The organism is Flavobacterium frigoris (genome assembly GCF_900111075.1).
Taxonomy (GTDB): domain Bacteria; phylum Bacteroidota; class Bacteroidia; order Flavobacteriales; family Flavobacteriaceae; genus Flavobacterium; species Flavobacterium frigoris.
Genome location: NZ_FOFZ01000001.1, coordinates 44,959 through 65,444, shown reverse-complemented (window position 1 = coordinate 65,444; position 20,486 = coordinate 44,959). Strand labels below are relative to the sequence as shown.

Genomic DNA, 20,486 nt, shown 5'->3' with positions numbered 1-20,486 from the left:
TTAGTTGTTTGACATTGTGTTTTGTCAAAAAATCATGTCCTTTTTTATTTCGTTGTTCAGAATTACTTTCGTTGAACAAAATACGTGTCACAGACTGTGTAAAAAAACTTTGTTCAATTTGTAAAAAATAAAAAGAGATATGAAAATAGATGATATGCAAGTAAATAATTTAGGGATGGTACTCATCTTTGTAATGATAATGACGATTTTGTTTTGGATAATGTCAGATAGAAAAAGTAAAAACATCACTAAATGTTTTACAACAATAATTGGCGTTTTGGCTATTAGTAAAATGTTTGAGGCAATGACGGCCTATTTTAAAAACAAATGAAAAGTTGCAAGGAATTCCAAAATATTTGTCATCTGGCGAAGGAGGAATCACATAAAGAATCCACAACACTTGAAATACTTGATGAAATGCCTTCTTTGTCGGAATGCCAATACAAGAATAAATCGTTTTTTATTATTTAATTTTAAATTAAAAAACTACATTTAAAAAGCTTTTAAAAAATGGAAATTGATACTTGTATTTTAGCATTATAAGAAATGAATCCAATTTTGTGGAATAGAAAAAATCAACTAAATTATCCGGTTATAGCTTTTATTGCTTTTAAGGAATACAAATCTATCTCTTTCTCTTCAATTATTTTGGCATGTTTAATTTTTTCGAGTAATGAAAGAGCATGGTCATATTCTTTAAATAAAGATTTTGATTGAGGTCTTCCGATTATTAAATCATAGCGTAAATTACTTTTTTTAGCTTCATTTTCTAAATCAATAAATTGCCCTAAATTTTTATATGCTTTTTCTGCAATACTTTTTGATTCTTTAAGGTCAAAACTTATAGGTTTTACTAAATTGAGTGTGCCATTTTGCCATCCATAATCAAACTTAAATTCATTACCTGTTTCATTTTTAACAGTATAATCAATATAGAATTTTTTCTTATCTCTATTAATTGTCTTGAAATCCAATCCTTTTAGATTTTTATAAAATTTATGTAGAAGCTCTGGTTCCTTTGATTGATTGTTTTGGGATTTTAAATCATCAATCAAATGTTTTTTTTGCAGAATATCTTCAATAAAATCATTTTTGAAATCAAGTTGAAAATCATTCTTGTAATTTGAAAATTGTAAAACGCTTCCGTCAGCAGGTAATAAGTATTTTGAAACAAATGACGATAAGTCATCAATTTCTAATTTATGAAATACGTCGTCATTCAATGAAAAATTTTTTATTCTTTTTTCGATTTGTTTGAGATATTCTTTAATTGTTCTCTCTGGAACGTTGTCATAAATATATTTTATACGGCTTAAATTTTTAGAATAGTTAAATGAGAATTTACCGGTATTACTGTAAAATATTAGCAATCCAATATTTACACTCTCATCTAAAAAGGGGGAGTGCTTGTATTTTAGGATGCAATATTTGTAAAAATCAGTTTTCATTTTATTATTCCATTTAAATGATTGTAGATCGGTTCTCTCTTGTTCTTTGCCCATTCTAAAAATGACAAATAATTTTCTCGATGACCGTAGTTAATATTTAAAGAATCTAGTTGATCAAAAATATGAATAAATTTTTCAATATTCAAATATTTTAACATCTCTAAAAACTCATCAAATATACCATTTTTTAATCTCATACTCTTTAAATGAGTGATTACTAAATGTCGTTGGTATGGGTAGTTTTGTAGGTAAGTAAAGTAATTTGGGTCGCTATATGAATTATTTATGAAAGGTAATGTTTGTTCATGATCAATTAATAAAATTGCTTCATCATTAACTAGGAGGTTCGGTTTGTTTCTAAAGCCACCTCTGTCGCTGTTAATTATTACATTATCAAAAGCAAATAAATTTGCAATGTCATACGATTTAATAAATTGTAATGAAACTAATGGATTGAAAATGACAAATTGACCATTAAACTCACTGCAAAATTTGTAATTTTTATCCAATTTAGCTAATTCTTCTAGCTCAAAATATTTTGATAATAATTCATGGTCAATGTCAATTAGTGCATAATTTGGAACGGGTAAATTAAATTCTTGAGCAAGTTCACAAATTAAAATTTCTTTAGCTACCGAATAATTTTGTTCAACATAGTTCTTTTTAAAAAGTTTCATCACATATTGATTGGCCTTTCCACTGCTGTCAACAGCCGTTATCAATAGAGGTTTTGAACTTCCTCCATCAATAAATCCATCAATATGTACTAATTTTAAAATTTGCATCCAATAGTTTTAATCATGAAAAGTAATATTTTTTCTACTAATTAGCATCATAAAATGAAAAGTAATATTTTTTATCTAATACAAAGTAAAGGTGGATTTGCAATCCGTGCCCGCAATAGAAATCAAAACTAATCGAATTAGTACGTAATCATTTTTACAAAGAAATATTGCTGGTCTTTTTGCATTAGCTTGTCGGCACGGATTGCAAATCCAAGCTAGCGTTTGTAGGGATTGGATTCTAACTCATTCTTACTATCCCTTTCTCTATATTTGCAATCGTAATTGTAGAAAACTGTAAATCATGGCAAAAGGACCCGAAAAAAATACTAAAAATAAGGCTTTACATACCAAATTGCTAAATCGAAAAAACGCCAAACTTCAAGAAGAAAAAAAAGAAAAGGCATTACGGTTGAAAGTTTTGGTTGCAAAAATGAATCAGAAGAAGAATAGTGAAAATTCCGATTCTAAATAAGTTTTTATTTGACCGCATTACCGTTTTTTATTGACAACTCATCTCAGGAATCTGCGAAATGGGTATTAAAAAAACATTTTTATCCTTCATTATTTTACCCGAAATTTGCAACCAACTCCTTAAAAACAAATCCATATGGAATTCGGTAGAATCATAATTTCAGAAACCGCAGCGAATAGCGAAAATCTACAAGACATTATCAACTCTAATATTTCGGTGATTAATCTAATGCGTGAAGAAAAAATAGATGACGATTTAATTCACGAAGATGCGTTGATGAGTTATTATTTAGATTATTACACTTCACAATTTACCGAAGGAAATTTTGCTCAATTTGTATATAATTCTGGTTGGAACACGGAACTAAACGAACTAATCGAAGAAGGTCTGCAGTTACTGGGCGCCGAAAAGCATTTGGAATTATTTCAACAACAATGCAAGAAAGTCAAATTGATGAGTAGCGTTAAGAGAGATAAATTTTTTAAAGGGAAACTAGAAGGGGTAAATCCAGTTAGAGATTTGATGAATAGCGATACTTTTTTCGAAATAGAAGAAAACTTAGTAGAACTTAATGCTGGCTTTTTAAAATCCCACCCTGATCTGGAAGTACTTTCGGTAGATGATATGTTTGCAGTTCTGGAGGAATTTGTAGGACATGAGATTAAAAGGGCATAGATAGCTATTCCACAGAGATGCGTTAAGAAAAAAAAGATACACAAAGCGTTTTAAAAGCTTTGCGACTCTTTGCGAAACAACTATTATTAGAATATTCCACAGAGTTCCGCAATGAAAAAAATCAGAGCCGTGCAAAAAGAGCTTTTAACTTTTGCGAATCTCCGACTACTCTTTGTGCTTCTCTGTGAAACAACTATTTTTTTAATCAGATAAAATATTATTTCCCCAACACTTTGTCTGATAAGTCTCAAACATTTCCTTAAATTTGCTTTCTTTATAGAGATAAAAACCCAAGAGTTATAAAATTCAAGCTATGTTACAAATTGCATTTATTAGAGAGAATCAAGAGAAAGTAATCCAAGCTTTGGCAAAAAGAAATATGGATGCCAAAAGTGTTGTGGAAGATGTCGTACAACTAGACACGCAACGTCGTGCTACACAAGTAGAGTTAGACGGAATTTTAGCTGAATCTAATAAATTATCCAAGGACATTGGCGAATTGATGAAAAACGGCGAGAAATCGAAAGCCGCTATCCTAAAAGAAAAAACGGTTTTAAATAAGGAGAAAAGTAAGAATTTAGCAGAAATAGCAGACGCACTTGCTGCTGAACTAACCGAGAAACTATATACTTTACCTAACCTTCCAGCAGATATTGTACCAGTAGGGAAAACGCCAGAGGAAAATCTAAACGTTTTTGAAGCGGGTGAAGTTCCTGTTTTGCACGAAGGGGCACAACCGCATTGGGAATTAGTAAAAAAATACGATATCATTGATTTTGAGCTAGGAAATAAAATTGCTGGTGCAGGATTTCCGGTTTATAAAGGAAAAGGAGCGCGATTGCAACGTGCTTTAATCAACTATTTCTTAGATAAAAATACAGCAGCGGGTTATAATGAAGTGCAAGTGCCTCATATGGTAAACGAGGCTTCGGCTTATGGAACCGGACAATTGCCAGACAAAGAAGGGCAGATGTACCATGACGCAACTGATAATTTATATTTAATTCCTACGGCTGAAGTTCCGGTAACAAATATGTTTAGAGATGTAATCTTAAACGAAAGTGAATTACCTGTTCTTACTACAGCCTATACACCCTGTTTCCGTCGTGAAGCAGGTTCTTACGGAGCACATGTACGTGGATTGAATCGTTTGCATCAGTTTGATAAAGTTGAAATTGTACGTGTAGAGCATCCTGATAAATCATACGAAGCTTTGGACGGAATGGTAGAACATATAAAAGACATCCTTAACGAATTAAAGTTACCCTATAGAATCTTACGCCTTTGTGGTGGAGATATGGGATTCACATCGGCATTGACTTATGATTTCGAAGTGTTTTCTACCGCCCAAGACCGTTGGTTAGAAATTAGTTCGGTTTCTAATTTTGAAACTTTCCAGTCAAATCGTTTGAAATTGCGTTTCAAAGACAAAGACGGAAAAAACCAATTAGCCCATACACTTAATGGAAGTTCATTGGCTTTGCCAAGAGTGCTTGCAGGAATACTTGAAAACTACCAAACAGCAGAAGGAATCGTAATACCTGAAGTTTTACGTCCGTACTGTGGGTTTGATATTATAGACTAATTAGTATTCAGTCCTCAGTGATCGGTGTTCAGTTTGCTTCTGAATAATACATCGGTTCGCAAACTGAACACTGAATACTGAACACTTTTAACATGAAGCACTTTTTTTTATATATCACTTTGTCATTCTCGCTTTTTTCGTTTGCTCAAAACGAACAGTTAGCGCAGTATTATTATGACAAAGGTGATTTTGAAAAAGCTAAAATGGGCTATGAGGAGTTGTTACTAAACGTTCCTCAAAATACGCCTTATTTTTTAAGAACAGTTGATTGTTACCAACAATTGAAACAATTTGAAAGTGCAGAGAAGGCAATTCAAACCAGACTTAATAAATACAATCAGGGGAATCTTTTAGTAGAGCTGGGATATAATTTTCAGTTGCAGAAAAATGAGGCTAAAGCCAAAATTTTCTACGACCAAGCACTAGATCGTATCAAGAAAAACCCGAATGAAGTATATGGTATAGCGACCTCATTTGAGAAAAAAGTATTACTAAAGTATGCTTTGAAATCCTATCAAACGGCTTCAGCGGTAGAGCCTCAATTTAATTTTAATTACCAGAACGGATTGCTATATGGGCAATTAGGAAATACAGAAATGATGATTTCTACTTTTCTAGATGAATCCTACGCGACTCCGCAAAATTCGATAATGATTCAAAATCAATTATCTCGATTCATGTCTGATGATAGCGATGGTAATTTTAATGAGATGCTCAGAAAAGGATTGATTTTGCGAGTACAAAAAAGTCAAGATTTGTTTTGGAACCGTTATTTGAGTTGGTTTTACGTGCAACAAAAAGAGTTTTCAAAAGCTTTTATACAAGAGAAAGCTATTTACAAACGTAACTCGGAATCGTTGTCTAATATCGTCAATTTAGCACATCTTGCAGTGGAAGAAGACGATCAGGAAATGGCGGTTGAAATCTTAGAATTTGTACTAGAAAACACCAAAGATCTCGAATTACTTATTCAGGCACATACCTATTTGATCAGCATAAAAATAGAAAAGGCAAAAGAAAAAGATTTTGCAAATATCAATGCAGAAATAGAAGGATTACTGGCAGAATATGAAATCAGCCCATTTACCTTATCTTTGCAATTAATTCAGGCGCATTTTGTGGCTTTTAATTTGAAAAATCCGGAGCAAGGAAGAGCTATTATTAAAAAAGCATTAGACTTACGATTGGATGATTATAAAGTTGCGCAGGTTAAAATGGAATTAGCAGACATTTTACTTTTCGAAGAAAAATTTAATCAGGCATTAATCTACTATTCTCAAATTGAGATGGATTTAAAAAATGATGTGGTGGCTCATGAAGCCAGTTTAAAAGCAGCTAAAACGAGTTATTTTAAAACTGATTTTGTGTGGGCGTTGAAACAATTTAAGGAACTAAAATCAGCCAACACGCAACTGATAGCAAATGATGCATTAGAATACTTTCTGTTGATAAATGATAATACTGTGGCTGATTCGACACAAACAGCCTTAAAGGAATTTGCAAAAGGAGATTATCTTTTATATCAAAATAGAAATCAGGAAGCAATTGCTCAGTTTCAATCAATCTTGAAAAAATACAAGGGTCAGGAAATAGAAGCGGTTACCTTATTGCGTTTAGGAAAAATTTATGAGAAAACAGCAGACTATAATTTGGCTTTAAGCCAATATCAAGAGATTATTGACCATCATAACGACGGAATTTATATTGATGAGGCTTTGTTTTTTTCGGCAGAGATTTATAATAAAAAGTTGAAAGAAGCGGATAAAGCTAAGCCGTTATATGAAAAGATAATTTTTAATCACGAAGACAGCATCTACTTTGTTGAAGCTAGAAAAAGTTTCAGGCAATTGCGGGGAGATACTAATTTATAAATTCCCTCTAACTCCCTGAAGCGAAATTAGAGTAAAATGAATAGAATGCTATAACATATAGAATAACGAGTTTGAGTTAGAATGTCAAATCCTAAACCTAAATTCTTAAATCCTAAATCTAAAATGATAATATACAACGTTACCACAAACATACATGAAAGCGTTCATGACCAATGGATCATATGGATGCAACACAAACACATTCCTGAAATTCTAGCTACAGGTAAATTTACTGCCGCCAGATTAGTTCGCGTATTGATAGAAGAAGAAATGGGCGGTGTAACTTATTCGGCTCAATATACAACCGATAGTAAGGAGACATTAGAGAAATACTATCAGGAAGATGCGCCAAGATTCCGCGAGGAAGGAGCAAAGCTGTTTGGAGAAAAAATGCTTGCCTTTAGAACAGAGTTGGAAGTGATTTCTGAACACTAAATGGAGTGGTCAGTATTCAGTTTTAAGTATTCAGGCAATAGTCGGGAACCTGCTTTTGCATAGTCGCTAAAAGTAAGTTACAATAAAAATTACACTTAGTGCTTTAGTGCCTGTGTGGTAAAACAAAAGAAAATGGAAAAAGTAAAAGCCAAAAAACATCTCGGACAGCACTTCTTAAAGGATGAAAGCATCGCTAAGGATATTGCTGACACGTTGAACTTGGAAGGGTATGATGATATATTAGAGATAGGGCCGGGAATGGGTGTTTTAACTAAGTATTTGTTAGAAAAGCCAGTTACGACTTATGTAATTGAAATCGATACAGAATCTGTGACTTATTTGGATGAAAATTATCCAAAATTGAAGGATAAGATTATCTCAAAAGATTTTTTGAGATACAATATAAACGAAATTTTTGAAGGGAAGCAGTTCGCTATTATCGGGAATTTCCCCTATAATATTTCGACACAAATTGTTTTTCGAACATTAGAATATCGCGATCAGATACCTGAATTTGCGGGTATGTTTCAAAAAGAAGTGGCACAACGCATTTGTGAAAAGAAAGGAACTAAAGCATACGGAATTCTGTCTGTTTTAGTGCAAGCTTTTTATGATGCAGAATATTTATTTACGGTAGATGAAAATGTTTTTATTCCGCCACCAAAAGTAAAATCAGGTGTTTTGCGTTTGCGCAGAAAAAAAGATTATAGTTTGCCTTGCGGGGAGAAATTATTTTTTACGGTAGTTAAAACGGCATTTCAACAACGTCGTAAAACCATGAGAAACAGTTTGAAAACGATGAACTTATCTGATAGTTTAAGAGAGGACCCAATCTTTGATCTTCGCCCAGAACAGTTAGACGTAGCGCAATTTATTGAACTTACCCAAAAAATAGAAGCGGATGGAATTTAAAATCAGCAAAAACTTAATACTCGAATTAGAGCAACACATTGTCAATAAAAACGATAAGGAACTTGAAGCCTTATTGAATGACATGCACCATGCTGATATTGCAGAGATTCTGGATGAGCTTGATTTTGATGAGGCAACCTATATTTTTAAGGTATTAGACAGTGATAAAACCGCAGAAATTCTTCTTGAACTAGAAGATGATTTACGTGAAAATATATTAAGTCGCCTTTCGGCAAAAGAGATTGCAGAAGAATTAGATGAGCTAGATACGAATGATGCGGCCGATATTATCGCAGAGCTTTCTCAGGACTTAAAAGCCGAAGTAATCTCTGAATTGAATGATGTTGAGCATGCAAAAGACATTGTTGATTTGTTGCGTTACGATGAGAACTCTGCAGGGGGATTGATGGGGAAAGAGCTGGTGAAAGTGAACGAAAACTGGAATGTCCTGACATGTGTCAAAGAAATGCGCGTTCAGGCAGAAAATGTTTCTCGCGTGCATTCTATCTATGTGGTCGATGATGAAAACAGATTGAAAGGAAGACTTTCGTTAAAGGATTTATTGACTACGTCGACAAAAACAAATATCAATGATATTTACATCCGAAAATTAAATTACGTTAATGTAGATACTGAAGATGTTGAGGTGGCCCGAATTATGCAAAAATATGATTTAGAAGCTATTCCTGTTGTTGATGAAATGGGTCGTTTAGTAGGTCGAATCACCATTGATGATATTATTGACGTCATTAGAGATGAAGCAGATCAGGATTACCAGTTAGCGGCGGGTATCTCTAAGGATGTAGAAGCAGATGATAGTATTTTAGAGCATACTAAAGCACGTTTGCCGTGGTTGGTTTTAGCGTTGCTAGGAGGTTTTATTTCTGTAAAAGTGCTTGGGTTATTTGAAGGCGCTATGTTAAAGCATGGAGAATTATTCTTTTTTACTCCGCTAATTGCTGCAATGGCAGGAAATGTCGGAGTGCAATCATCAGCGATAATTGTGCAAGGTTTGGCAAACAACACTTTGAGTGGATCCTTATTTAGTCGATTGATGAAAGAAGTATCTCTTAGTTTACTTAATGGGGTAATTCTAGCAGTTATATTGTTTGTAGGGAGTCATTATCTTTTGGATGTAAAAATTGTGATTGGGGTAATTGTCACGACGGCTTTAGTTTCGGTGATTATAATTGCGTCACTTATTGGAACATTTGTGCCATTATTGTTGGATAAATTTGGGATTGACCCCGCCTTGGCGACAGGGCCTTTTATCACTACTAGTAATGATATTTGTGGTATTCTTATCTATTTCTCAATTGCAAGAATTATTTTAGGCTTTTAATTCCAGGATATAGAATTGTAAAGAAAACAGCTTGTTTTTGATAGCTAAATTATTGACTAAATTAATCAAAAAACCAAAAATAAAAATGAAAATACATATAATAGGAGGGGGAAACCTTGGAACTTCGATTGCAGTTGGGATATCTAAATTTTCGAAAAATAATACGGTTACCGTCACCAGAAGAAATACGGCTAGTATTGCTTATCTCGAAGATTCTGGAATAACAGTTTCTTCAGACAATACACATAACATTGAAGACGCCGACATAATTATTCTTACGATAAAGCCTTATCAAGTAGATGTTGTTTTGGCTGATATACTACCAAAAATCACGAATAAAACTATTGCTTCTGCAGTGAGTGGCTTGTCCATAGAAGCGCTTCAAGGTAAAATAGGTGACAAGAACCAGGCTATCCGAATCATGCCTAATATTGCGGCACAATTTGGAGAGTCTGCAACCTGTATTTCATTCAATGAAAATAATAAATCGCAAGCTCAGGCTGTTATTACTTTATTTGAGAATCTTGGTACAGCTCCAGTTATTGATGAAAAATTAATGGACGCCGCTACTGTTTTGGCCGCAAGCGGAACTGCTTTTGCGTTGCGTTATATTAGAGCATCGATGCAGGCTGGTATCGAAATAGGATTTGATTGGAAAACAGCTTTGGCCATTTCAGCTCAAACCGTCAAAGGGGCTGCGGAAATGCTTATGGAAGAACAAGTGCATCCAGAACAATTAATAGATCGAGTAACAACTCCAAAGGGTTGTACTATTGCCGGACTTAACGAAATGGAAATGCATGGATTTAGTTCCTCATTGATACGAGGAATCAAAACTTCTTTGAATCAAATAAAAGGTTAATTTTAAATTTGTGTAATGTAAATTTTACATAAATTATCTATAAGTACCTCAATGCTAGATTTTTATAATCGATATGATGTGTAAAACAAACTAAAGCAAGTAGTTCATCGGATTAAAAGTGTAATTCATCGAAAAATAGCTGAAGCGTATTATTTGAGGTATAATTAAACGTAAATTTGTGATAGCCTTATTGATCTACTCTTACTTTTCTATCTAATGGTATAATTGAATATTAACAATTAAAATTCATTATGATGAAAAAATTACTTTACAATCTTTACGAGAGAATTTCTGATTTTTTATATGGAGGACAAAAAGCCTCTCCATTTTAAACGATTAAACGGGTGTTTTAAAAGAATGTACTTAGAATAGTATCCAATATGGATGGTATTAGGTGGAAAACCATTTCTAAATTTATATAATTTAGAAATGGTTTTTTTTATTTTTAGTAAATTGGAATCTATTGAGTTCTTAAAACTATAAACCGTAATTTTTTATTAATTTTGATTTCTAACTTAGAAATCATTTTCATGGATATTAAAATTCTTCATATTGACAGCAACAATCCCATTTTAAAGCGGCAATTACAAGAATTGGGTTTTGAAAATCACGAAGATTTTACTTCTTCTAAGGACGAAATCGAAGCAAAAATACAATCCTATCATGGGGTTGTAATTCGAAGCCGATTTAAAATTGATAAAACCTTTTTAGACAAAGCCACTAATTTACAGTTTATAGCGCGTGTAGGTGCTGGACTAGAAAGTATCGACTGCGACTATGCAAAATCGAAAAACATTTCGCTCATTGCCGCTCCAGAAGGAAATAGGAATGCGGTTGCGGAGCATACTTTAGGAATGATTCTGTCGTTGTTTAATAATTTGAATAAGGCAGACAGGCAAATTCGATCAGGACATTGGAATCGAGAAAGTAATAGAGGACATGAACTAGACGGCAAAACAGTAGGGATTATAGGTTATGGTAATATGGGGAAATCATTTGCCAAAAAACTCCGTGGTTTTGAAGTAGAAGTGTTGTGCTATGATATTCTAGGAAATGTTGGCGATGCCAATGCAAAGCAGGTTTCCTTGGAAGAATTACAGCGAAAGTCAGATGTATTGAGTTTACATATCCCATGGACACCGGAAACCGATAAGATGGTTGATACTGCTTTTATCACTGCTTTTGCGAAGCCTTTCTGGATTTTTAACACTTCTAGGGGTAAAAATATAGTTACCGCAGATTTGGCAGCTGCTATGTCTGCAGGAAAAATTTTGGGGGCAGGACTAGATGTGTTGGAGTATGAGAAATTATCTTTCGAAACTCTTTTTCAAGATAATAATACACCTGAAGCGTTTCAATACTTATTAAAAGCAGATAACGTTATATTAACACCTCATGTCGCGGGATGGACTTTTGAGAGTCACGAACGATTGGCTCAAGTAATTGTAGATAAGATTAAGTCAAAGTATCTTGGTGAAGACAAAGTTGTAGTCGATGAAAAACGAGTTACGGGAATAGGAGGGTTGTTTTTTAAATCAAAAAGTGCTAAAGAATTGGTTGCTTGGTATGGGAAACACTTAGGATTAAAAACAGACGACTATGGTTCTACTTTTTGGTGGAAAGATAGTAAGGGTAAAGATTGTTCTACGCAATGGTCTCCATTTGCTGAGGATACGACTTATTTTGAGCCTAGTGAGAAACAATTCATGCAGAATTTTAGAGTACATAATTTAGAGATGTTGTTGCTACAATTAAAAGAAGAAGGAGTCACTATTGTAGGAGAGATGGCGTGCTTTGATTACGGTAAATTTGGTTGGATTTTGGATCCTGAAGGAAATAAAATTGAACTTTGGGAGCCAATTGATGATGTTTTTAAATAAAAAATTATATATTTAATCCTTAAAATCAATCAAATAATCAACTATTATGGAAAATGCAAAACATGAATCTTGGAATGCTCCACAACCGGTTCATGAAGATAATAAAAAAATAGCAGCCGGTTTATTAGCAATTCTTCTGGCGCCTTTTGGGATTCATAAATTTCTTTTAGGGTACACGACGGAAGGGATAATATGGCTTGTGATTAGTCTTGTTACATGTGGTTCAGTGACGACTTTATTAGGGATTATTGAGGGAATAGTTTACTTGACTAAGTCAGACGAAGAGTTCTATCAAACATATCAGGTAAATAAAAAAGGATGGTTCTAAACATAAAAAAGTCTCGACATTGTCGAGACTTTTTTATGTTTAATTGAACGTTATTATACCTGACTAATCTTCCTTGTCAGCTAATTTTCTTTCCAGTTCAGCCTGAAATTCTTCCATAACTGGTTTCATTGTGCTTTCTGGAATATCTGCGATTCTAATGTACATCAAGCCATCGACAGCATTGTTAAACAATGGATCAACATTAAAAGCAACCACTTTTGCATTTTGTTTGATGTATTTTTTAATTAACACTGGCAAACGCAAAACTCCTGGTTCGAGTTCGTCAATAATTTTGTCAAATTTATTTAAATCAGCTTCTGTTTCATTAAAAATAAAATCTTTATCAGCATCTTTTAGTTTTACTTTGTAAGCCTTTTTCGGATGGATATACTGTGCAATATAAGGATCATAATAATTCGATTTCATAAATTCAATCATCAAAGATTTTGAAAAATCAGAGAATTGATTACTGATACTTACGCCTCCAAGAAGGAATTTATGTTCCGGAAAACGTAAAGTGGTATGAATGATTCCTTTCCAGAGCAAGAAAAGGGGCATCGGTTTTTGCTGGTATTCTTTGATGATAAATGCGCGACCCATTTCTATAGATTTATTCATCATGTCGTGAAGTTCTGGCTCAAAACGAAAAAGTTCATTCAAATAAAAACCTTCTATTCCGTATTTCGGGTAAATTTCTGAACCTAGTCCCATTCTATAAGCTCCTGCAATTTTCTTTGCATCATCATCCCATAAGAAAAGATGATGGTAGTATTGATCAAATTTGTCTAAATCGATAGACTCGTTTGTTCCTTCGCCCACTTCTCTAAAAGTAATTTCGCGCAAGCGTCCTATTTCATGAAGGATGTTTGGAATTGTATTTGCTTCAGCAAAAAAGACTTCGTAGTTTTTACTTTGTAAGAGTCTGCAATCCGTGTCTCGCAACGCATCAACTTCTGAAATAATTTTTTCTCCATTTGCAGGAGTTACTATTTCTTTAGGGCTTCGGGGGATTTTTAAATTTGGTGTCGTCAATAACTTACTCTCTTTCTCGTAAGGATTAGCCAACATATAGGTCTTTTTTCTCAAGAATTCAGAATAGAGTTCTGTTGTTTTGTATTCGTTTTGTTCTGCCACTGAAATCGGTTTCCCTATTCTGACTTTTATGACCCGATGCTTCTGACTGAAAACTTCTGAAGGTAATTTTGCAGTGCGAAAGGTTCCGCTAATTTTAGAAAGGAAATAAAATAACCAACTATTTTTAGCGTGAAAGTAAATAGGCACAACAGGAACTTGCGCTTTACGGATTACTTTAATAGCTCCTTCTTCCCATGGTTTGTCGACCATAAGTTTTCCATCTTTATAACTGGAAACTTCTCCAGCTGGAAACATTCCAAGTGGTTTTCCATCACTTAAATGACGCAAAGTTTCTTTGATTCCTATCACACTTGATTTAGCATCCTTATGATTTTCAAAAGGATTAACTGGCATGATGTATTTTTTGAGAGGCTCAATCCTATGTAATAAGAAGTTTGCGATTATTTTGAAATTAGGTTCTCTATCGAGCATTAATTTCAACAACAAAACACCATCTATACCACCTAAGGGATGATTGGAAATGGTTATATAAGCGCCTTCTTTTGGTAGTCTTTTAAAATCATCTTCCGGGATTTCAAATTTTATTTGTAAGTCGTCTAATATGGCATTTAAGAAATCAACATCTTTTAAATGCTTATTGCCATCATAAAATTCATTAAGCTTAGATATTTTTAATGCTTTCATTAAAAGCCAACCGGAAAAAGTTCCCAGAATTCCATATTTTTCAGCATTTATTGCTTTTGCAACTTCTTTTGCGGTAACTAAACCCATTTACGTATTGTTTTTTGAGGGAAAAACAAAGATAAACAAAAAGTCTATGATTAAGCTATAATACCATTGCATTTTCTTGTTTTTTCGAGTGTTTGATTTTTATTTTTTAGTACTTTTGAAATTCAAAATTATAGTAAAATGAAGATTATTTCTTATAACGTTAACGGAATTCGTTCTGCAATTTCTAAAGGATTCATTGATTGGTTACAACAGGCAAATCCAGATGTTATTTGTCTTCAGGAAATTAAGGCTTCTCCGGAACAGCTCCCATTATTGGATTTTGAACTAGCGGGATACCCCTACCATTATTGGTTTCCGGCTACAAAAAAAGGATATAGTGGAGTGGCTATTTTATCAAAAGTCAAACCAAACAATGTCGTATTTGGAACGGGAATTGAGCATATGGATTTTGAAGGAAGGAATATACGCGTAGACTTCGATGAGTTATCAGTGATGAGTTTGTATCTGCCTTCAGGGACAAATAGTGAAAGATTAGACCATAAATTTATGTTTATGGATGATTTTCAAAATTATATTACAGATTTAAAGAAAGAGATTCCTAATCTGGTAATTTGTGGTGATTATAACATATGTCACGAAGCCATTGATATCCATGACCCAGTTCGAAATAAAAAAGTATCTGGATTTTTACCTGAAGAAAGAGCTTGGCTTGACACATTTCTGAATAATGGATTCGTTGATAGTTTTCGTTTTTTAAATAAAGAACCAGACAACTATACTTGGTGGACCGTTCGAGTTCCTACTGCTAGACTCAACAATAAGGGGTGGCGTATTGATTATTGTTTAGTGAGTGAGCCGTTGCGGGAAAGAATAAAACGGGCTTTAATTTTGCCCGAAGCAAAACATTCGGATCATTGTCCCGTTTTGGTAGAGATAAGTTAGATTTATAATAAAAAGGAAAATAAATTTTAAAGTATTAAAAATGATAAAAAGAATTTCACTAGGATTGTTAATTGTAGCGCTTTCGACTTCTTGCGTATCCAAGAAAATTTACAACGATTTAGAAAATAAGTTTACCGATTTAAAGAAAGAAAATCGAGTTTTAGCCGATGAAAATGCGGGTCTTTTGAAAGCCAAGAATCAATTGGAACTAGAGCAGGACGCATTAAAAACAGATTTCAGTAAATTAAAGTCAGATCGTGATAAATGGTTGGCTGATTATGGTGCTTTAAGTAATAAAATGGACGTGATGCAAGAATCGTACAAAGCATTGGAGAAAAATAGCAATGAAGCGTTGCAAATTAATATGAGCAAGAATCGTGATTTGCTTTCGCAATTAGATGCTAAAGGAAAGGCTTTGGCAATAGAACAAGAGCGACTGAATAAAAGTGCTCAAAGACTTCAGGAATTGGAATCGTTGATTGCTGCCAAAGAAGCGACGATGAAAAAACTGAAAGAAACGCTTTCTAATGCTTTAAATAGTTTTGAAGGGAAAGGTTTAACGGTGGAGCAAAAAAACGGGAAAGTATATGTGTCCATGGAAAATAAACTACTGTTCAACTCTGGTAGTTGGGCTGTAGGTTCTGAGGGAAAGAAAGCGGTAGTAGAGTTAGGGAAAGTGTTAGGAGATAATCCAGATATTTCAGTATTGATTGAAGGTCATACTGATGATGATGGTTTTTCTAGTTCTGGACCAATTGCTAATAATTGGGATTTATCCACTAAAAGAGCTACTGCTATAGTTGCAATTTTAGGCGAAAACAAAAATATTAATAAGCAAAACTTAACTGCTGCAGGACGTGGGGAATTCTCTCCATTAGCTAGTAATGCAACAGCAGAAGGAAAAGCAAAAAACAGAAGAATTGAGATTATCTTAACGCCAAGATTAGATGAAATCGCTGAAATGTTGAATGAAATAAACTAAATTATACTGTTTTTAATACAAAAGGTTCAGCCATAAGCCGCTGAACCTTTTTGTGTTTAATATGGTGAACGTTTCTAAAAAATCTGTTAACGCTATACTATGAACTGTCAATAAAAGGTACATTTGTATCTCCATGCTTTTTAATTTTAATCAAATAAATGAAATATACAACCCTACCCAATACTGAAATAAAAGTTAGTAAAATATGTTTAGGCACCATGACTTTTGGTCAGCAAAATACAGAGACAGAAGGACATGAACAGATGAATTACGCACTTGAAAAAGGAGTTAATTTTTTTGATACAGCTGAGATGTATTCCGTTCCAGCAAGGGAGGAAACCTACGGGAGTACTGAAAAAATTCTTGGAACTTGGTTCAAAAAATCTGGAAGAAGAGAAGAAGTTGTCTTAGCTTCTAAAATTGCAGGTCCCAACCCTAATTTTACCTACATGCGCGATAAGAATGACTTTTCGCCTACAAGTATAAAATATGCTTTAGATAATAGTTTGCAGCGCCTTCAAACGGATTATATAGATTTGTATCAATTGCACTGGCCGGAGCGAAAAACCAATTTTTTTGGACAAAGAGGTTTTAAAGTCCAAGAGGATGATGCTTGGGAAGATAATATCCATGCTGTTTTGGATACTTTGGGAGATTTTATAAAGGAAGGGAAGATTAAACATATCGGACTTTCTAACGAAACGCCATGGGGAATTATGCGTTTTCTAGAAGAAAGCAAGCATCATAATTTGCCGAGAATAAAAACAGTTCAAAATCCTTATTCTTTATTGAATAGGCTATTTGAAAGCGGTTCTGCCGAAATAAGCTTGAGAGAAAATGTAGGTTTGTTAGCTTATTCTCCAATGGCTTTTGGAATCTTATCGGGAAAATTCCTCAGTGGAGAAAAACATCCTAACGCAAGGATTAATTTGTTTCCTCAGTTTTCAAGATACAATAGCGCTCAATGTACCGAAGCTACAAGACTATATCAGGAAATTGCTCATAAAAATGGGTTAAGCTTAACGGAATTGTCGTTGGCTTTTATAGAACAACAGCCTTTTGTGGCTAGTACGATTATTGGGGCTACAACAATGGAGCAACTCAAAGAAAATATAGATACCATTCAAGTATCGTTGTCTGATGAAATACTAAAGGCAATTGACGAAGTTCAGGCTATAATTCCTGATCCGGCACCGTAATGAGTCATAATGAAGTAATCATTTTAAAAGCCTGATAAGTAGAAACACTTATCGGGCTTTTGAGTTTTAAAGGAATTAAACTTTAAAACTCAAACTCTTCAATAACTGACAGGGAATCAATGGGAATTGAATCTTGTACTTTTAGTCGGAGATATGATTTTGCAGCACCTGAAATAAGTAGCGGTTGTGATTTGTAAATCGTATCATTAATATTGAGTAATCCTCTCCTCGTCATTATATTCGTCAAAAAGGATTCCTGTTTAGCCGCAAAATCTCTCAGCTTGCCCTGGTCATTAAACTGATACATAAATTTTCTTGGACTTGGTATAATTCGAGCGAGAAACAAACACTCGTTGAAAGTTAATTGAGAAGGGCTTTTCTGGAAATAGAAGTGACTTGCTTCACCTATTCCATATACATTAGGTCCCCATTCAATAATATTAAAATATACTTCAAGCATGCGCTCTTTGCTTGTAACGCGGTTATTTTCCAGAATGTAAACTAATAAAATTTCTTCCAGCTTTCGGGACACCGTTTTTTCACGTGTAAGGAAAACATTTTTTATCAATTGCATGCTGATGGTACTGGCACCACGTGTGAATTTTTTGGTTTTTATATTTTTGGCAATAGATTGTTTGAATGCTTCATTTATAAATCCATGATGTGAGAAGAAAGAAGGGTCTTCTGTCGTTAAAACGCATTTTCTTAAGTAAGGAGATATTTGATCTATCGGTGTGTAATTTGGGTTAGACGAGCCTACTAAAATTGGACGTTGGAGCACGTCTTTTATAATTGCTCTGTACACAAACTCACCGTTCAGTTTAGTTAGATTTGCTTCTCCGTATTTTGTTATTTTTAAATTTTCCTTTCGTAAATTGCTATCAAAAACTAATTCTTCAGGTTTGTTTTTATTGAACTTAAAATCCAGTTTATAATCGAAAGTACCTTCGGCCTGCATTCCTTGAAAATGGGTGAACAGTCCATCAGGGAGAGAGGAAATAAAATCCTGGGCTTTCATTTTAGGAATAACCACGTTGAGTTTATAAATGGTATCGGTTTCTGTATCATAGGAGATATAGGGGCGAAATTTAAACTGGTTTAATTGGATAGTGGAACTGCTGTCTACTGATATGAAATCAGAGCCCAGCAAAAAACGATAGTCAAATCGCGCATTTTTGATTACAACATCTTTACGGGCTATTTTTGGGTGGTTTATCCTAAAGTTGGTTATCGATGTGAATCCATCAATATGTAATTTGCCACCACTCTTGTCAATATTTTCAATGTTTAACCGAATCGAATCAAAGCTAGATTTTAAATTGTACCGTTCATCAAAATACGGTACTTTGATGGCTCCAGTGTCTTTGTTAAATATTCTAATGTCGGCTTTTTTATTGCGTGGATCGGCAAAACCGCTAATTTTCCAATGCTGAGCAAAAGTATTGGTTTGGACGTCGATGGAAGTTTCAAGCTCTTTATCGGAGAGTGTCAATTTCTTAATGTCGATAGTCGCTTTTTTTCCGTTATCATCCAGTTTGAACTTTAGATTTTCGATGCTCATATCTGTTGGAACCAAATTTAATGCTTTCGAAATAATTCTGTAAGCAAAGGCAGCATAATCTCTTTTGTCATTGTTGGTTGATTCTCCATTATCTTTCTTGAGGAAAGCCGCAAAATTTTTCACATTTCCTTTCTGTACTAGTTGAACCATTCCGTTTTTAATTTTCAAAGTGCCCAGTTGAACATCGCCCAGCAACAAATGCCAGAAGTTAATACTTGTTTTAATTTTTTGGATGTTAAACAGGGTGTCTGCGTTTTTAGGGACTAAGGTAATTTCAGTTAGGCTAATTCCTGAAAATCCATCAAAAGAGGCTTTTTTTATGGATAAATTGCTATTGTACTTTTGCTCAATTTTAGTCGAAGCTTTTTCAATTGCTTGCTGTAAAATAGAATCTCTAAAAATAAAAAAACCGATAGCAAGTAGTAGTAGTAATAACACAATCACTTTCAGGAGTAAAATCATCTTCTGTTTTCCGGTTTTCATAAATTGTAGGTTGTTTTAGGGATCGATTGAGAAACAAATTTAAAAGAATAAATGCTAATCTCTTTTTTAAAGTGGAATAATTATGGGATTAGATTTAATTTTTTGTTGTGGCCAAAAAAAAACTACAATAAGCAATTATTGTAGTTTTTGAAACTATAGGTTGTTTTATGATTTAAACAATGCCTATTCTATGAGATAAATGACGTTATTTTTGATTGTAGAATTTTTTTACTTTGGCAATAATCTGATTGGAAGTCATGCTATCTGCCGTTTCAACAGATTTAAGTTTACTGGCAATAATTGATTTCTCACCATTAATTTTTTGTTCTAATTTAGTCTTGGTTTCTGCAGGCCCAAAAATGTAAAGCTCGTCAGATTCATTGACAGTGGATATAATATCTTTAAAATAGCTGTTAATCTGATGCTTCTTTCTTTCGTCAAAGGATTTTTGAGAATCGATATGTTGACCGCCAAAAAAACTTCCTTTATCACCTTCTTTATCATGATAGACCCTATTCTCAAGATCAGATAGGATTTCACTAACTGCTTCTTTTCCATCTTCAAGAGTTACAATGATTGCTTTTGTTGAGTCAATCCAAATACCTGTTTGCTTTTTCATCTTTTATACGTTTAATAATGTTATTAATTATAGTAGAGAATTTTAATTTTAAAAAGGAAAATGACATTGAATACCTAATCTAAAATTGCTTTTAGAATGATAGATGTGAACCCTTGTTTCATTATAGGCGAACCCTTGCGGAGTCTTTAAAGTAAAAGGAAGATTCGTTTCATAAAAATACGAAATAAATTAAGGATAACATAAAAATTAACATGTAAATAACTAAAGGTCAATATATATAATGTTTTTTTGCTATAGTTTTGTTTTAGTTTGGCCTT

General features: G+C 33.6%; 18 protein-coding genes and 1 pseudogene. 14 read left to right on the top strand and 5 right to left on the bottom strand.

Going from position 1 to position 20,486, the window contains the following annotated elements:
• The first annotated feature begins 139 nt into the window (after window positions 1-139).
• Window positions 140-331, top strand: a complete 192-nt coding sequence (locus BMW63_RS00265) for a hypothetical protein (protein WP_074720075.1) — start codon at window positions 140-142, stop codon at window positions 329-331.
• 253 nt (window positions 332-584) lie between these two features.
• On the opposite strand, the gene BMW63_RS00260 is transcribed toward BMW63_RS00265, so the two are convergent.
• Window positions 585-1,448 (bottom strand): DUF3037 domain-containing protein, encoded by an 864-nt coding sequence (locus tag BMW63_RS00260; protein ID WP_175460245.1) that lies wholly within the window; start codon window positions 1,446-1,448, stop codon window positions 585-587.
• Window positions 1,445-2,233: a HipA family kinase gene (locus BMW63_RS00255; protein WP_074720071.1), complete on the bottom strand. Its 789-nt coding sequence runs from the start codon at window positions 2,231-2,233 to the stop codon at window positions 1,445-1,447. The genes BMW63_RS00260 and BMW63_RS00255 overlap by 4 nt, the downstream gene beginning before the upstream one ends.
• Before the next feature lie 301 nt (window positions 2,234-2,534).
• On the opposite strand from BMW63_RS00255, the gene BMW63_RS18055 reads away from it, so the two are divergent.
• The 10 genes and pseudogenes from BMW63_RS18055 (at window position 2,535) to BMW63_RS00210 (ending at window position 12,595) form a co-directional block, all read left to right on the top strand.
• A complete protein-coding gene (locus BMW63_RS18055; protein WP_175460244.1) occupies window positions 2,535-2,705 on the top strand; it encodes a hypothetical protein in 171 nt (56 codons plus the stop codon).
• 135 nt (window positions 2,706-2,840) lie between these two features.
• Window positions 2,841-3,380, top strand: coding sequence for a DMP19 family protein (locus tag BMW63_RS00250; protein ID WP_074720069.1), 540 nt, complete (start codon window positions 2,841-2,843; stop codon window positions 3,378-3,380).
• A gap of 313 nt (window positions 3,381-3,693) precedes the next feature.
• A complete protein-coding gene (gene serS / locus BMW63_RS00245; RefSeq protein ID WP_074720067.1) occupies window positions 3,694-4,965 on the top strand; it encodes a serine--tRNA ligase in 1,272 nt (423 codons plus the stop codon).
• A 92-nt stretch (window positions 4,966-5,057) separates the two neighbouring features.
• The gene (locus BMW63_RS00240; protein WP_074720064.1) at window positions 5,058-6,836 is read left to right on the top strand and encodes a tetratricopeptide repeat protein; all 1,779 of its coding nucleotides are present in this window, start codon (window positions 5,058-5,060) and stop codon (window positions 6,834-6,836) included.
• Between the two features lie 123 nt (window positions 6,837-6,959).
• The gene (locus BMW63_RS00235) at window positions 6,960-7,271 is read left to right on the top strand and encodes a DUF4286 family protein (protein ID WP_074721095.1); all 312 of its coding nucleotides are present in this window, start codon (window positions 6,960-6,962) and stop codon (window positions 7,269-7,271) included.
• A gap of 132 nt (window positions 7,272-7,403) precedes the next feature.
• Window positions 7,404-8,183 (top strand): 16S rRNA (adenine(1518)-N(6)/adenine(1519)-N(6))-dimethyltransferase RsmA, encoded by a 780-nt coding sequence (rsmA, locus tag BMW63_RS00230; protein WP_074720062.1) that lies wholly within the window; start codon window positions 7,404-7,406, stop codon window positions 8,181-8,183.
• The gene (gene mgtE, locus BMW63_RS00225; protein WP_074720060.1) at window positions 8,173-9,525 is read left to right on the top strand and encodes a magnesium transporter; all 1,353 of its coding nucleotides are present in this window, start codon (window positions 8,173-8,175) and stop codon (window positions 9,523-9,525) included. The genes rsmA and mgtE overlap by 11 nt, the downstream gene beginning before the upstream one ends.
• A gap of 85 nt (window positions 9,526-9,610) precedes the next feature.
• Window positions 9,611-10,387, top strand: coding sequence for a pyrroline-5-carboxylate reductase (gene proC / locus BMW63_RS00220; protein ID WP_074721093.1), 777 nt, complete (start codon window positions 9,611-9,613; stop codon window positions 10,385-10,387).
• A 530-nt stretch (window positions 10,388-10,917) separates the two neighbouring features.
• Window positions 10,918-11,856: pseudogene (locus BMW63_RS00215) on the top strand (2-hydroxyacid dehydrogenase); the annotation flags it as partial.
• Window positions 11,857-12,313: 457 nt separating this feature from the next.
• Window positions 12,314-12,595 carry a TM2 domain-containing protein gene (locus BMW63_RS00210; protein WP_074720058.1) on the top strand — a complete coding sequence of 94 codons (282 nt, stop codon included), beginning with the start codon at window positions 12,314-12,316 and terminating at the stop codon, window positions 12,593-12,595.
• A 63-nt stretch (window positions 12,596-12,658) separates the two neighbouring features.
• Here the strand turns inward: BMW63_RS00210 and BMW63_RS00205 are convergent, their stop codons facing one another.
• Window positions 12,659-14,461 carry a GNAT family N-acyltransferase gene (locus BMW63_RS00205; protein ID WP_074720056.1) on the bottom strand — a complete coding sequence of 601 codons (1,803 nt, stop codon included), beginning with the start codon at window positions 14,459-14,461 and terminating at the stop codon, window positions 12,659-12,661.
• Between the two features lie 138 nt (window positions 14,462-14,599).
• On the opposite strand from BMW63_RS00205, the gene BMW63_RS00200 reads away from it, so the two are divergent.
• The 3 genes from BMW63_RS00200 (at window position 14,600) to BMW63_RS00190 (ending at window position 17,545) form a co-directional block, all read left to right on the top strand.
• Window positions 14,600-15,364, top strand: a complete 765-nt coding sequence (locus tag BMW63_RS00200; protein ID WP_074720054.1) for an exodeoxyribonuclease III — start codon at window positions 14,600-14,602, stop codon at window positions 15,362-15,364.
• A 40-nt stretch (window positions 15,365-15,404) separates the two neighbouring features.
• A complete protein-coding gene (locus BMW63_RS00195; RefSeq protein ID WP_074720051.1) occupies window positions 15,405-16,346 on the top strand; it encodes an OmpA/MotB family protein in 942 nt (313 codons plus the stop codon).
• 158 nt (window positions 16,347-16,504) lie between these two features.
• Window positions 16,505-17,545 (top strand): aldo/keto reductase, encoded by a 1,041-nt coding sequence (locus BMW63_RS00190; protein ID WP_074720049.1) that lies wholly within the window; start codon window positions 16,505-16,507, stop codon window positions 17,543-17,545.
• 82 nt (window positions 17,546-17,627) lie between these two features.
• On the opposite strand, the gene BMW63_RS00185 is transcribed toward BMW63_RS00190, so the two are convergent.
• Window positions 17,628-19,589 carry a transglycosylase domain-containing protein gene (locus BMW63_RS00185; RefSeq protein ID WP_074720048.1) on the bottom strand — a complete coding sequence of 654 codons (1,962 nt, stop codon included), beginning with the start codon at window positions 19,587-19,589 and terminating at the stop codon, window positions 17,628-17,630.
• Window positions 19,590-19,794: 205 nt separating this feature from the next.
• Window positions 19,795-20,208 (bottom strand): hypothetical protein, encoded by a 414-nt coding sequence (locus BMW63_RS00180; protein ID WP_074720046.1) that lies wholly within the window; start codon window positions 20,206-20,208, stop codon window positions 19,795-19,797.
• Window positions 20,209-20,486: the final 278 nt, after the last annotated feature.

Bases quoted from the DNA above. Each gene is read 5' to 3' on its own strand.
- BMW63_RS00180 (WP_074720046.1), bottom strand. From the start codon at position 20,208: ATGAAAAAGCAAACAGGTATTTGGATTGACTCAACAAAAGCAATCATT.
- BMW63_RS00210 (WP_074720058.1), top strand. From the start codon at position 12,314: ATGGAAAATGCAAAACATGAATCTTGGAATGCTCCACAACCGGTTCAT.
- BMW63_RS18055 (WP_175460244.1), top strand. From the start codon at position 2,535: ATGGCAAAAGGACCCGAAAAAAATACTAAAAATAAGGCTTTACATACC.
- BMW63_RS00200 (WP_074720054.1), top strand. From the start codon at position 14,600: ATGAAGATTATTTCTTATAACGTTAACGGAATTCGTTCTGCAATTTCT.
- BMW63_RS00260 (WP_175460245.1), bottom strand. From the start codon at position 1,448: ATGAAAACTGATTTTTACAAATATTGCATCCTAAAATACAAGCACTCC.
- serS (WP_074720067.1), top strand. From the start codon at position 3,694: ATGTTACAAATTGCATTTATTAGAGAGAATCAAGAGAAAGTAATCCAA.
- BMW63_RS00250 (WP_074720069.1), top strand. From the start codon at position 2,841: ATGGAATTCGGTAGAATCATAATTTCAGAAACCGCAGCGAATAGCGAA.
- BMW63_RS00255 (WP_074720071.1), bottom strand. From the start codon at position 2,233: ATGCAAATTTTAAAATTAGTACATATTGATGGATTTATTGATGGAGGA.
- BMW63_RS00190 (WP_074720049.1), top strand. From the start codon at position 16,505: ATGAAATATACAACCCTACCCAATACTGAAATAAAAGTTAGTAAAATA.
- BMW63_RS00265 (WP_074720075.1), top strand. From the start codon at position 140: ATGAAAATAGATGATATGCAAGTAAATAATTTAGGGATGGTACTCATC.
- proC (WP_074721093.1), top strand. From the start codon at position 9,611: ATGAAAATACATATAATAGGAGGGGGAAACCTTGGAACTTCGATTGCA.
- BMW63_RS00195 (WP_074720051.1), top strand. From the start codon at position 15,405: ATGATAAAAAGAATTTCACTAGGATTGTTAATTGTAGCGCTTTCGACT.
- BMW63_RS00240 (WP_074720064.1), top strand. From the start codon at position 5,058: ATGAAGCACTTTTTTTTATATATCACTTTGTCATTCTCGCTTTTTTCG.
- rsmA (WP_074720062.1), top strand. From the start codon at position 7,404: ATGGAAAAAGTAAAAGCCAAAAAACATCTCGGACAGCACTTCTTAAAG.
- BMW63_RS00185 (WP_074720048.1), bottom strand. From the start codon at position 19,589: ATGAAAACCGGAAAACAGAAGATGATTTTACTCCTGAAAGTGATTGTG.
- BMW63_RS00205 (WP_074720056.1), bottom strand. From the start codon at position 14,461: ATGGGTTTAGTTACCGCAAAAGAAGTTGCAAAAGCAATAAATGCTGAA.
- mgtE (WP_074720060.1), top strand. From the start codon at position 8,173: ATGGAATTTAAAATCAGCAAAAACTTAATACTCGAATTAGAGCAACAC.
- BMW63_RS00235 (WP_074721095.1), top strand. From the start codon at position 6,960: ATGATAATATACAACGTTACCACAAACATACATGAAAGCGTTCATGAC.